The 12,420-nt window shown below is 47.6% G+C and carries 15 protein-coding genes; 13 read left to right on the forward strand and 2 right to left on the reverse strand.

Annotated elements, in window-relative coordinates; translation table 11 throughout:
• Positions 1-3: 3 nt before the first annotated feature.
• Complete coding sequence (locus tag MHM94_RS09920; RefSeq protein WP_235419853.1) at positions 4-912, reverse strand: transcriptional regulator; 909 nt, start codon at positions 910-912, stop codon at positions 4-6.
• 145 nt (positions 913-1,057) lie between these two features.
• Between MHM94_RS09920 and MHM94_RS09925 the strand changes: the two genes are divergently transcribed.
• Both MHM94_RS09925 and MHM94_RS09930 read left to right on the forward strand, forming a co-directional pair.
• Positions 1,058-1,309 carry a succinate dehydrogenase assembly factor 2 gene (locus MHM94_RS09925; protein ID WP_022944108.1) on the forward strand — a complete coding sequence of 84 codons (252 nt, stop codon included), beginning with the start codon at positions 1,058-1,060 and terminating at the stop codon, positions 1,307-1,309.
• Positions 1,302-1,727, forward strand: a complete 426-nt coding sequence (locus tag MHM94_RS09930; RefSeq protein ID WP_082079264.1) for a protein YgfX — start codon at positions 1,302-1,304, stop codon at positions 1,725-1,727. The genes MHM94_RS09925 and MHM94_RS09930 overlap by 8 nt, the downstream gene beginning before the upstream one ends.
• Here MHM94_RS09930 and nadB read toward each other — a convergent pair.
• Positions 1,702-3,318, reverse strand: coding sequence for an L-aspartate oxidase (nadB, locus tag MHM94_RS09935; protein WP_235419854.1), 1,617 nt, complete (start codon positions 3,316-3,318; stop codon positions 1,702-1,704). The genes MHM94_RS09930 and nadB overlap by 26 nt on opposite strands.
• A gap of 203 nt (positions 3,319-3,521) precedes the next feature.
• On the opposite strand from nadB, the gene rpoE reads away from it, so the two are divergent.
• From rpoE to MHM94_RS09990, 11 genes are all read left to right on the forward strand, one after another.
• Complete coding sequence (gene rpoE, locus MHM94_RS09940; protein WP_235419855.1) at positions 3,522-4,109, forward strand: RNA polymerase sigma factor RpoE; 588 nt, start codon at positions 3,522-3,524, stop codon at positions 4,107-4,109.
• A complete protein-coding gene (locus MHM94_RS09945; protein WP_235419856.1) occupies positions 4,106-4,705 on the forward strand; it encodes an RseA family anti-sigma factor in 600 nt (199 codons plus the stop codon). The genes rpoE and MHM94_RS09945 overlap by 4 nt, the downstream gene beginning before the upstream one ends.
• A gap of 63 nt (positions 4,706-4,768) precedes the next feature.
• The gene (locus tag MHM94_RS09950; RefSeq protein ID WP_231658110.1) at positions 4,769-5,656 is read left to right on the forward strand and encodes a MucB/RseB C-terminal domain-containing protein; all 888 of its coding nucleotides are present in this window, start codon (positions 4,769-4,771) and stop codon (positions 5,654-5,656) included.
• 3 nt (positions 5,657-5,659) lie between these two features.
• Complete coding sequence (locus MHM94_RS09955; protein WP_022944102.1) at positions 5,660-6,109, forward strand: SoxR reducing system RseC family protein; 450 nt, start codon at positions 5,660-5,662, stop codon at positions 6,107-6,109.
• A 68-nt stretch (positions 6,110-6,177) separates the two neighbouring features.
• Positions 6,178-7,965, forward strand: a complete 1,788-nt coding sequence (gene lepA, locus MHM94_RS09960) for a translation elongation factor 4 (RefSeq protein ID WP_022944101.1) — start codon at positions 6,178-6,180, stop codon at positions 7,963-7,965.
• Positions 7,966-7,986: 21 nt separating this feature from the next.
• Positions 7,987-8,922: a signal peptidase I gene (gene lepB, locus MHM94_RS09965; protein ID WP_022944100.1), complete on the forward strand. Its 936-nt coding sequence runs from the start codon at positions 7,987-7,989 to the stop codon at positions 8,920-8,922.
• Positions 8,923-8,924: 2 nt separating this feature from the next.
• On the forward strand, positions 8,925-9,602 hold the full coding sequence (gene rnc / locus MHM94_RS09970; RefSeq protein WP_022944099.1) for a ribonuclease III: 678 nt from the start codon (positions 8,925-8,927) through the stop codon (positions 9,600-9,602).
• Position 9,603: 1 nt separating this feature from the next.
• On the forward strand, positions 9,604-10,503 hold the full coding sequence (gene era, locus MHM94_RS09975; RefSeq protein ID WP_026110994.1) for a GTPase Era: 900 nt from the start codon (positions 9,604-9,606) through the stop codon (positions 10,501-10,503).
• 6 nt (positions 10,504-10,509) lie between these two features.
• A complete protein-coding gene (gene recO, locus MHM94_RS09980; RefSeq protein ID WP_235419857.1) occupies positions 10,510-11,205 on the forward strand; it encodes a DNA repair protein RecO in 696 nt (231 codons plus the stop codon).
• Positions 11,206-11,212: 7 nt separating this feature from the next.
• Positions 11,213-11,944 carry a pyridoxine 5'-phosphate synthase gene (pdxJ, locus tag MHM94_RS09985; protein ID WP_022944096.1) on the forward strand — a complete coding sequence of 244 codons (732 nt, stop codon included), beginning with the start codon at positions 11,213-11,215 and terminating at the stop codon, positions 11,942-11,944.
• A gap of 71 nt (positions 11,945-12,015) precedes the next feature.
• A complete protein-coding gene (locus MHM94_RS09990; protein WP_235419858.1) occupies positions 12,016-12,411 on the forward strand; it encodes a hypothetical protein in 396 nt (131 codons plus the stop codon).
• Positions 12,412-12,420 lie beyond the last annotated feature (9 nt).

Below are 12,420 nucleotides of genomic sequence, written 5' to 3' on the forward strand. Positions count from 1 at the left end.
CAATTATTCTTCAGTGAGTGAGTAAGGGAGTGGCTCAATACTGAACATCACCTCAGGTGCGTGTTTTGCACGAAGTTGACTGTCGAGTTCAAGATCGTTTGGCAACACGGCCAAGCCATAAAGTCTGCCTTGATCAACCGCTTGTGCTATCAAGGTGCCACCGCGACGCCAATTGTCACCGACCTGACGTTCTAAATCCACTGGCTGTACTTGACCCTCTGTGAGCGGTGGCGCTAGTTTGCTGTCTGCTTGCGCAGAGAGTACGAACATCGCGCGTTTGTTTTTACCTAGGTACTTCATGCGCGCGACAGTCTCTTGACCAGTGTAGCAGCCTTTACTAAAGCTGATGCCGCCAAGCGCATGTAAATTAACCATTTGCGGGACGTATTCATCAATTGCGGCAGCACATAAGCTGGGCTCTGCGGCCTTAATTTGCGCGCACAAAAAAGCCTCACTTGAGTGCGCGGGTACTAAGGTGTCGGCATCGGCTACAACAAGGTAACGGTCATCGGCAAGAGTGAGCACCAACCCTTCAGGTAGGTTGGTCGCGGGATTATCAAGGTTGACTCCTAAGTGCGCACCTAGAGCTTGTTTGTCACCTAACACGCCACATACCTGTTGCGTCATAGAGGTGATTTCAACTTGGCTAAATACCGCATATTTCTTTAGCTCTCGCAGCGCTGCTTCGGCCTCATCGGCGCTACAAATTAATAAATAGCCTTGCTGATAAGCTGCGATGCGAAAGCAGGCCCATAGCTTTCCTTTTGCGCTGCATTGCCCTGCCCACAGCCAAGTGTTTGGCTCAACAAGGTTGATATCTTGTGTGAGTTGTCCTTGCAGGTAAGATTTAGCATCAACACCACTAACGTAGATCGCAACATAATCTGTTGCGTAAACAGTAAATGCAGACATACACGACTCCTTAGGTACGCAAGCTAATGACAAGCGCAAGTGTATCGTAAGCGCCGCAGTGATGACACCCGATAGACGCAAAATAGCTGTGAGTAGCAACAGTTTTTGCTAAACTGCGGCGCAGTAAACCATAAAGAGGTAAACCATGGCGAAGTTAGACAGTAAAGCACGCTTACGTTGGGCGTGTCGCAGAGGCATGCTTGAGCTTGATGTGTTGTTTATGCCCTTTGTTGAAGAGGCGTACGACTCCCTTAATGATGATGACAAGGCGACGTTTCAGCGTTTGTTGGCGGCTGATGATCCCGATTTATTTGCTTGGTTTATGGGTCATGAGCAATGTGAAGACGCAGAACTTGCGCGTATGGTTAAAATCATTCTAGACCGCGTACGTGTATAGAGGTGTATTTTCTGCCAATACGGCGAATCACCGGCCATTGTTGGGGCTAGTCGGGCTTATCTACATAATACTCGTGTTTAGTCAGCCGCAATGGTTATGGGCTTTGCTATGTGCAATTGTGCTCATGATCGCGAGTTGGCATGGCTGGCGGGTATATAAGCGTTGCTGGCCGCGCTATGGCATTATTACTATTGATAATCAGCAAGTAGAATTACATGGCCAAGGCATTGAGCTCAGTGGCAAGCTATTAAAGGGAACTAAGGTATTCAATGGCCTAGTATGGCTGCATTTGCAAAGTACCTACACCGGCGCTAAGCGGCACGTGTTTATAGCGGATAAGGCGATGGCGCCCGAGCAGTTTCGTGACTTAGCTCGGGCTGTTAACGAAAACCTTAACGACCCAGTGTCGCAGGATTAAGCTCGGTGATATGGCTATGCGGTAAACGCTCTGGGTAGTCCAAGGTGTAGTGTAGGCCTCGGCTTTCTTTGCGCGCTAAGGCACTGTGGATAATAAGCTCGGCAACTTGGACGAGGTTACGTAGCTCCAATAAGTTATTGCATACCCGGAAATTCGCATAATACTCATGGATCTCTTGTTGCAATAACTCTACTCGACGTAGTGCACGCTCAAGGCGTTTGGTCGAGCGCACAATGCCGACGTAATCCCACATAAATAGCCTGAGCTCATGCCAGTTATGGGTAATGACGACCTCTTCATCGGAGTTAGTGACCCGGCTTTCGTCCCAATCGGGCAGGGTGCTAGGCTCTGCGGGTAACCCCAATTTTGCGACGATGTCCTTGGCTGCAGCTTGGGCAAAGACAATACACTCCAACAACGAGTTGCTAGCCATGCGATTCGCTCCATGCAGACCCGTGTAGGCGACCTCGCCAATGGCATAGAGATTGTCCAAGTCGGTTTTGCCGTTAAAGTCGGTCATCACGCCGCCACAGGTGTAGTGCGCTGCAGGAACTACCGGAATGGGTTCTTTGGTGATATCGATTCCCACACTTAGGCACTTGGCGTAAATGGTGGGGAAGTGCTCGATGATAAATTCTTTATCACGATGAGAGATGTCTAAATAGACGCAATCAGCCCCTAAACGCTTCATTTCAAAATCAATGGCTCTGGCTACGACATCGCGAGGGGCTAGCTCGGCGCGCTCGTCAAACTCCGGCATAAAGCGTGTACCATCTGGGCGCAATAAATAAGCCCCCTCACCGCGCATTGCTTCGGTAATTAAAAAGTTCTGTAATTTTGGATGATACAAGCTTGTGGGATGAAACTGGTTAAACTCCATGTTAGCCACTCGGCAGCCTGCTCGCCACGCCATGGCAATGCCATCGCCACTGGCAACATCAGGGTTCGAGGTATACAAATACACCTTACTGGCGCCGCCGGTGGCCAAAGCAATAAAGCGAGCACTGAGAATTTCTACTCGCTCTTTGGCGCGGTTATAAACATACACGCCATGACAATGTTTGCCGTCGCGCCCAAGTTTGGCGTCGGTAATAAGGTCGATGGCGTTGTAATTCTCTAACAAGGTAATATTAGGGTGTGCTTGCACCCGCTCAATCAGCGTTGTTTGCACTGCTTTACCGGTGGCATCGGCGGCGTGCAGAATACGGCGATGGCTGTGTCCACCTTCACGAGTTAAATGGTAACGCTCATGACCTTTGTCATCGGTTTCCATATCAAAAGGAACGCCTTGCTCTATTAGCCAGCGCATGCAAGCCTTCGCATTCGATGCTGTGTAGTGCACGGCCTCACGATCGCACAGCCCAGCACCCGCTTCTAAGGTGTCTTCAACGTGCGACTCAATGCTGTCGTTTTGCTTGTCGAAAACGGCAGCAATACCGCCTTGGGCATATAAAGTCGACCCTTCTCGCAGTGCACCTTTACTAATAACCGTAACTTGGCAATGGTTGGCAAGTGACAAGGCCAGTGATAAACCAGCGGCACCGCTACCTATGACGGTAACGTCGCTGTGATGTTGTTTGTTTGGGTTCATGTTATAATGTGGCTTGAGGTTTTTATACCTACGTGGCTCTATATGTATCATATTTACGGGTGTCACACGACTTTAGTTGCTTGCCAATGCAAAAATATTTGCTCAAGCGCGAACTTTTTCATTTTACTCAGGTCAGACACAGTGTATTTGGTAGCAAAGATGCAGCAAGAAAAGCACGACAACGCAGAGGAGTACCGGCTCGAATGAGCGAGCAGGATTTGGATTTAGCGCTGGTAAGAAAGGTTCAACAAGGAGATAAAAATGCTTATAACCTGTTGGTCACCAAATATCAGAATAAGGTTGCAGGATTGATTTCTCGTTACGTTGCCAATCAAGGTGATGTTGCAGATGTAGCTCAGGAGGCGTTTATTAAAGCCTACCGGGCCCTGCCTAACTTTCGGGGCGACAGTGCGTTTTATACTTGGTTATACCGTATCGCGGTGAACTGTGCGAAAAATTACTTAGTAGCACAGGGTCGTCGGCCGCCTGCGAATGATGTAGATGCAGATGAAGCAGAGTTTTACGAGGGCGCTGATTTATTGCGCTCAAATTCAACGCCCGAGAATTTGCTTCTGAGTGACGAAGTCAGAGACGTTATTTTTGCAACCATAGATAAGCTACCAGAAGATTTAAAAACGGCCATCACTCTGCGGGAGCTAGAGGGGATGAGCTACGAGGAAATCGCTGCGGTGATGGATTGCCCTGTGGGTACGGTACGTTCGCGTATATTTCGTGCCCGAGAAGCGATAGATAATAAGTTAACTCCGTTAATAGGTGAGTCTTACATATGACTAAAGCAAAGTGTAGTGAGCAGGATAAGGCGTTTGTCTCTGCTTTGGTTGACAACGAAGTGTCTTTGGACGATGTCCAAACTGACGATATTGATTCGCAAACCTTAGCCCGCTACAGCCTGATTGGCGACGCGATGCGCTCAGAGACCGCGCCTTCAATTCAATTAGATATTGCCGCTTCGGTTGCTAAGCAATTAGAAAACGAACCTGTCCATGCTGAATTCGGCCAACAACAAGCACAACAACAGCCAGCCGCATCACAGCAAAGCGCTCAGGTTATATCTGGTGGATGGTGGCGTGGTATCGCCCAAACAGCGATTGCCGCAAGTGTTGCTGTGGTTGCTGTAGTGGGTGTGCAACAATATGGCACTTCTGGTTCAGAGCAAAGCGACTTGCCACCATTGCAATCGCAGCCATTTTTAGGTTCCGCATCGCCGGTAAGTTATTCTTCGGAGCCGGCGCTTGATAACGCCGAGCGTGGTTTAAGAGAATTGCAGAAGCAGCGTATTGGTGCGCTTGTTATGGAGCACCAGCGACAAACCCGTGAAGCGGCGCGCATCGCTGCTAACGACGAGTCACAAAGTAAAAAGGACTAGTAACAAGTAATGAAGTACCTGTATGTTGCGCTTTTTAGTCTGTGGCTGACTCCTGCGTTGGCCATGTCCGAGATGACCGCTAAACAGTGGTTGGATAATATGGCTACGGCCGTTAAGCAGCGCAACTTTGTTGCTTCTTTCGTGGTCGTCAAAGACCGTGCTATGGAGCCTTATCGTTGGAGCCATGGTATTTATCAAGAGCAGGAGTTAGAGCTTCTTACGCTGTTAAATGGTGCCGGCTTGGAAATGGTGCGAGTTGATGATCAGGTCACCTATTACGAGCCGCAAAATCAGCCATATTCAATCGCTACTAATACCATCGCTGGGCCTATTCCCGAAGTCTTATTTAGCGATATTGATAAGCTGCAAAGCAACTACCGCTTTGTGCTTGGAAATAAAGGACGTATCGCTGGGCGACCGGCACAGCAAATTCGCATCGAAGCGAAAGACCAAGATAAGTACAATTACTGGTTGTGGTTGGATACTGAGACCTCGTTATTGCTCAAATCCGCTTATGTGAATCACAGTGGTGAGTTGCTAGAGCAGTTACAGTTAAGCCATATCAGTGTGACCGAGCAACCCGCTCCGGAGCTGGTGGAAATCAGTCAACGTGAATTTCCTACGCCGCTGCCGAAACTAGATGGGCAAAGTGGTGAAAGCAGCTGGAGTATCGGGTGGCTGCCGCAAGGGTTTGAACTGCTTAAAGCCGACCGCCATAAACTGAACATGAATAATGAGCTGGCCGATTACTACCTTTATTCTGACGGCTTAGTTGATGTCTCGGTGTTTGTGCAGCGGCCTCTAGCTAGTCAGCGTCCCAGCGGTGCACTGACCTCGGGAGCAACTACCGTGTATATTCATAATGCCGGAGCTTACGATGTTTCGGTGATAGGAAATATCCCGACGGCAACCGCGAAAAACATTGCCGAATCCGTCCAGCGTCCTCTGTAGATTATGATTGAGCAAACCCTAACGGTGGTATCAGTGAAAGGGGATACCGCCTTTTTAAAAAGCGAACAAAAGCCAGCTTGTGCAGGGTGCAACGGTAAATGTGGCGCGCAAATCTTTGCCAAGTTATTCAAAACCGATAAAAAGACCTTCCCGTATCAATTTTCTGAACCTGTCGTTGTGGGGCAAAAAGTGAAGTTAGCCTTGGATGACTCCCACATTGTCAGCAGTTCGTTTGTTGTTTATATCTGGCCATTGTTGGCGGCATTGGTAAGCGCCGTGCTTGTACAAAGTGTTTTAGGCTTAGGCGAACTGGCGCAAATTGGCACTGCTGTGGTGGCCGGTTTCGTTGGCTTTGTCATGGCAAAACAACGCCTTGCGCAGGTTGTTCATGATGTAAAAGTATTAAAAATTTACCCTTTGAGCCTACCTATTTCGCAAAGAGTTGGTGATTAGCGTCAATTAAAGGTAAAATCGGGCCTTTATTTACACGAGCTCAAGTTTAAGAAGTCAGAATCCAATTTATGAAGCATATCCGTAACTTTTCGATTATCGCCCATATCGACCATGGTAAATCGACCCTTTCCGATCGTTTGATCCAAGTATGTGGCGGGTTAACCGACCGCGAAATGCAGCAGCAAGTTCTGGATTCAATGGACCTCGAGCGTGAGCGTGGTATTACCATCAAAGCGCAAAGTGTAACCTTGAATTACACCGCCAAAGACGGTGAAACTTATCAGCTTAATTTTATCGACACCCCAGGGCACGTTGACTTCTCCTATGAAGTATCGCGTTCTCTTGCGGCCTGTGAAGGCGCGTTGCTTGTTGTTGATGCTGGCCAGGGTGTCGAAGCACAAACCTTAGCCAACTGTTACACTGCCATTGAAATGGACTTAGAAGTGGTGCCTATTCTTAATAAAATAGACCTACCACAAGCAGATCCACTGCGTGTTGCCGAAGAAATAGAGGACATTGTCGGGATTGATGCCACTGATGCCGTGCAGTGCAGTGCAAAAACAGGAATTGGTATTGACGATGTGCTTGAGCGTATCGTTCGCGATATCCCGCCACCGCAGGGCGACACCGACGGGCCTCTTAAAGCACTTATTGTCGACTCGTGGTTTGACCCTTATCAAGGCGTTGTGTCTTTGGTGCGCATTGTTCAAGGCGAGCTGAAAACGGGCGACAAGATTAAAATCATGTCGAACGAGCAAGTTCATATTGCTGACAAGGTGGGTATCTTTACCCCTAAACAAACTAATACTGGCACACTGAAAACGGGCGAAGTAGGCTTTGTAATCGCCGGTATTAAAGAAATCCATGGTGCGCCAGTCGGTGATACGATTACCTTGGCGAAAAACTCAGCACAAGAGCGTTTACCTGGCTTCCAGCGCGTTAAGCCACAGGTATATGCAGGCATGTTCCCGATCTCTTCGGATCAATACGAGGCATTTCGTGATGCTCTTGATAAGCTCAGTCTCAATGATGCATCGCTGTTCTTCGAACCGGAGAACTCAACCGCATTAGGTTTTGGTTTCCGTTGTGGCTTCTTGGGCATGTTGCACATGGAAATCATCCAAGAACGCTTAGAGCGTGAATATGATATTGACCTCATTACAACCGCGCCTACGGTAATCTATGAGGTTGAGACCAAAGACGGCACGATTCAGATTGATAACCCATCGCAGTTGCCTGCTGTAAACGATATTCTTGAAATTCGCGAGCCTATTGTTGAGGCCAATATTCTTGTGCCACAAGAATACTTAGGCAGCGTTATTACTTTGTGTGTTGATAAGCGCGGCGTGCAAACGCGTATGAATTATCATGGTAATCAAGTGGCTATTACATACGAGCTGCCGATGGCTGAAGTGGTGATGGATTTCTTCGATAAGTTGAAGTCTACCAGCCGTGGTTTTGCCTCTCTAGATTATAACTTTAAAGAATTCCGTACCTCAGACATGGTGCGGGTCGATATTCTTATTAACGGCGACCGTGTTGATGCCCTAGCGATGATTTGTCACCGCGATAATGCTCAAGGGCGAGGCCGTGAGCTTGCTGAAGCACTGCGCGAACTTATCCCAAGGCAGATGTTTGATATCGCAATTCAAGCGGCTATTGGCAATCATGTTATTGCCCGCTCAACAGTTAAGCAGTTGCGTAAAAACGTAATCGCTAAATGTTATGGTGGCGACGTAAGCCGTAAGAAAAAGCTCTTGCAGAAGCAAAAAGAAGGTAAAAAGCGTATGAAGCAGCTTGGCAATGTGGAAGTGCCACAAGATGCCTTCTTAGCAATTTTAAAAGTTGGCAAATAATAACAAAAGGAAATGCCTCTGATGGCCGGATATTTCTCCATATTTTTGGTGTTATTAACCCTTGGTTCTGGGTTAATTTGGTTGGTTGACCATCTTGTATATGCACCTAAACGTAAAGAGCGTATAGCCCTAGCTGAAGGGGCGGCGGGTAAAGAACTTGATGAAGAGTTGAAGCAAGAAATCGCACCTGAGCCTGTGCTTACCGAGCATGCTAAGTCGATTTTCCCAATGATCGCTATCATTACGGTGTTTCGCTCTTTCATTTTTGAACCCTTCCAAATTCCATCGGGGTCAATGATGCCGACCCTTTTGGTGGGGGACTTTATCCTCGTACAGAAATACTCTTACGGCGTTAAAGACCCGGTCTGGCGCAGTGAACTTATTGAGACCGGCAAGCCGGAGCGCGGAGATATTGCGGTATTTAAGTTTCCACCAGATCCTAAGTTAGACTTTATTAAACGTGTCATTGGGCTGCCTGGCGATGCCATTGTGTATCGCAATAAGCAGCTGTATATCAAACCAAACTGCGCCGAGGGTGAGCGTACTCAAGGTGCATTGCAATGTGGCGAATATAATAAAATTGCGCTAGAGATCATCAATAAAGATGAGTTCTCGCTCAGAGGACAATCGCTGGTGCGGCTGCAAGAGAGTTTGGGCGAAGTTGAGCATGACATTCTGATTAACCCAACTTTGCCAGAATTTAAGAGCAAATATTATCGCCAGCAGGGATCAAAAATTGATGAATGGATTGTTCCCGAAGGCCATTATTTTATGATGGGTGACAATCGCGATAACAGTCAAGATGGACGCGCTTGGGGGTTTGTACCTGAGGCTAACCTTGTCGGTAAGGCCGTGTTTATTTGGATGAGTTTTGAATTTGAACATGAACCAGATAGCGCGCTTCCAAGTTGGGTTCCAACCGGCGTACGATTCGAACGCCTAGGTAATATTCAGTAACAATGAAGAAAAACGTAGCAGAACTTTATAAAAAAATTGGTTATACCTTTAGTGAGCAAAACTTACTAGAGCAAGCCCTTACACACCGCAGCCATAAAGGCCAGCATAACGAGCGCCTAGAGTTCTTAGGTGACTCTATCCTTAGCTTTGTTATTGCCGATGCGTTGTACCACAAGTTTCCTAAAGCGCGAGAGGGCGATTTAAGCCGTATGCGATCGACCTTGGTTCGTGGGCAAACACTTGCCGAATTTGGCGTTGAATTTGAATTGGGTGATTACCTGCGCTTGGGACCCGGTGAGCTAAAAAGCGGCGGTTATCGCCGTGAGTCTACATTAGCTGATGCGGTAGAAGCGATCATCGGTGCGGTGTTCTTAGACTCCGATATCGATACCTGCCGTGACCTAGTACTAAGCTGGTATGCCACTCGCCTTGAGTCAATTTCCCCAGGAATGAATCAAAAAGATCCAAAAACTCTACTGCAAGAGTTTTTACAGGCGCGCAAACTCCCCTTGCCGGGCTACACTGTGATTGATACGAAAGGTCAAGCGCATAATCAAACATTCACGGTTGAATGTATTGTTGAAGGCATGGACAGCATTATTTCTGTAGGCAGTTCACGCCGTAAAGCAGAGCAAAAAGCGGCGGAAAAAGCCTTAAAGATGTTAAAGAATGACAGCTGATATGCAAACAAATACCCATTGCGGTATGGTCGCCATTGTTGGCCGCCCCAATGTAGGAAAATCGACCTTGCTTAATAAAATTGTTGAGCAAAAGGTCAGTATTACCTCGCGTAAGCCACAGACCACGCGCCATCGCATTATGGGTATCCACACCGAAGATAATTACCAAACTGTTTACGTTGACACACCTGGCTTACACGTAGAGGAAAAACGTGCTATCAACCGGCTAATGAACCGCGCAGCATCAAGCTCAATTGGTGATGTTGAATTGGTGATTTTTGTTGTTGAGGGGACGCATTGGACTGATGATGATGAAATGGTACTCAGTAAAGTCAGTGGTGGCAAAACCCCGGTGTTGGTCGTGATCAATAAGACCGATCAAGTTAAAGACAACAACTTGATTTTGCCGCACATTAAGTGGCTCAGTGAGAAAGGCGATTTTGCTGGCATTATTCCAGTATCGGCAAAGCACAACCGCAATCTTGATTTGATCAAAAAAGAGGTACGTGCTCGCTTGCCAGAAAGTGAGTTCTACTTTCCAGAAGATTATATTACCGATCGCTCAATGCGGTTTTTAGCGGCTGAAGTAGTGCGTGAAAAGCTGATGCGCTTTATGGGTGATGAGCTGCCTTACTCGGTTACTGTAGAAATTGAACAGTTTAAGTGGCAAGACAATGGTGTATGGCATATTAATGCACTGATCCTTGTTGAGCGTGAAACACAAAAACGTATGGTGATCGGTAACAAAGGTGAAAAGTTAAAAACTATCGGCCGAGAAGCACGTAAAGACCTTGAGCATATGCTCGATAATAAAGTGTTTTTAGAGCTTTGGGTGAAGGTCAAATCAGGTTGGGCAGATGACGAGAGAGCACTGCGCAGCTTAGGTTATGGCGAAGATTAAACGCCGATGGAAGCCGGTTTTGACCGTGCCTTTTTACTTCATCGTCGAGCCATTAGTGACTCGCAGTGGCTCGCTGATTTTTTAGTACAACACCGTGGTATGATGCGCATGATCGTGCGTCTCAGTGGTAAACACGCCGTAAAACATAAGGCTCAGTTACAGCCTTTCCAACCTTTGCTCATACGCTATCAAGGCGGCGGCGATCTTAAATATTTGCAGCATTTCGAACTATCAGGCTCACAGCCCGCTTTGATTGGTGACAAACTATATTGTGGTTTTTACATGAACGAGTTGGCCGTGCGTATCGTACCTTTGAACGAGCCGCTGGAGCAGGTGTACGACCTTTATCAAGCGCAGCTCAAGGCCCTAGCGGCTACTAACCACATGGCAGCGAGCTTACGCCATTACGAACTCACTTTATTGGAAAGCTTGGGTTATGGTGTTGATTTTGAATACGATAATATCGGTAAAGAAATCAGCGCTGATTGTCATTATGACTACTATCCAGAGCAAGGGTGGGTGATGCAACAACAGCCTAAATATGGCTATGGTTTTAGCGGTAAGCAAGTGCTTGCAATGGCTGCGCGTGAGTTTACAGATCCTGAAATTCAACAGGCGGCGAAGTATTTTTGTCGCTTTCTACTTAAACCCTTGCTAGGCAATAAGCCATTGAAAAGCAGAGAATTATTTAAATCAAGGTAAGGCAGCAATGAAAGAAATTCTATTAGGCATTAACGTTGATCATATCGCCACCTTGCGCCAGGCGCGTGGCACTCGTTACCCTGATCCTGCCCATGGCGCAGCAATCGCTGAGCATGCGGGCGCTGATGGTATTACTATCCACCTGCGCGAAGACCGTCGTCATATCCAAGACCGCGATGTGTATGTGATGAAAGACACCATTCAAACCCGCATGAACTTAGAAATGGCGGTAACTGAACAGATGCTGGCCATTGCCCTTGAGGTACAACCCGCGTTTGTATGCCTAGTACCAGAAAAGCGTGAGGAGCTCACCACCGAAGGGGGGCTTGATGTGGTCGGTCAATTCGATAAAGTTGCCGACGCGGTTAAACGACTCACAGCTGCAGGTATCAAAGTCAGTCTATTTATTGATGCCGATAAAGCGCAAATTGATGCCAGTGTGAAAGCGGCGGCACCCTATATTGAAATTCACACCGGAGCCTATGCCGATGCCGAGAATGACCAGCAACAAGCGAAGGAACTAGAAATTATTCGTGAAGGTGTGCGTTATGCTCATAATCAAGGGCTCATCGTCAATGCAGGACATGGCTTGCACTATCATAATGTGAAGCCAATTGCCGCGATGGAAGAAATCTATGAGCTTAATATTGGTCACGCTGTTATTGCTCGTGCGGCCATTGATGGCATGGAAAAAGCGGTTCGTGACATGAAGCGCTTGATGTTAGAAGCGCGGGCGTAATTAGACCCTAAGCACTGGTGCTGCCCAGTTCGGTGGTATGGGTGCTTTGCAGTTGCTGAAGTAAACATAACATGCGCAGCGTCTCAACCGATCTCGATAACAGGGCACCTGTTTGGCTGGCGCTGTCGGAATTGTTTTTAGATACTGCAGTGAGTGATCACTATGATGCTATCGCCCGGTGCTGTGCGCACTCAACTTATAGCCTCAATGAACTTGCCTTTATTTTACATTATGAAGTCGCCCCAGTGCTGTGGCGAAACTTATTCTCACCTGCTGGGCACTGGAGTGGTTTTGATGAGCAGTGGCTTATCAGCGCAGTCAAAGCGCATGTACTTAGCGCACGCACACCGCTAAGGCGGGCGTTACTGTATCTGTACTCGCTTTGTTATCGTCGCTATCTGCACCGTCATTGGCAGGCATTAGTACCAAGGATAAAGCACTGGCGACAAGTGCAAGGCAATGCTTAATGCACTGCC

Origin of the sequence: Pseudoalteromonas sp. CNAT2-18.1 (assembly GCF_022347865.1) — a bacterium.
In the GTDB taxonomy this organism is placed as follows: domain Bacteria; phylum Pseudomonadota; class Gammaproteobacteria; order Enterobacterales; family Alteromonadaceae; genus Pseudoalteromonas; species Pseudoalteromonas ruthenica.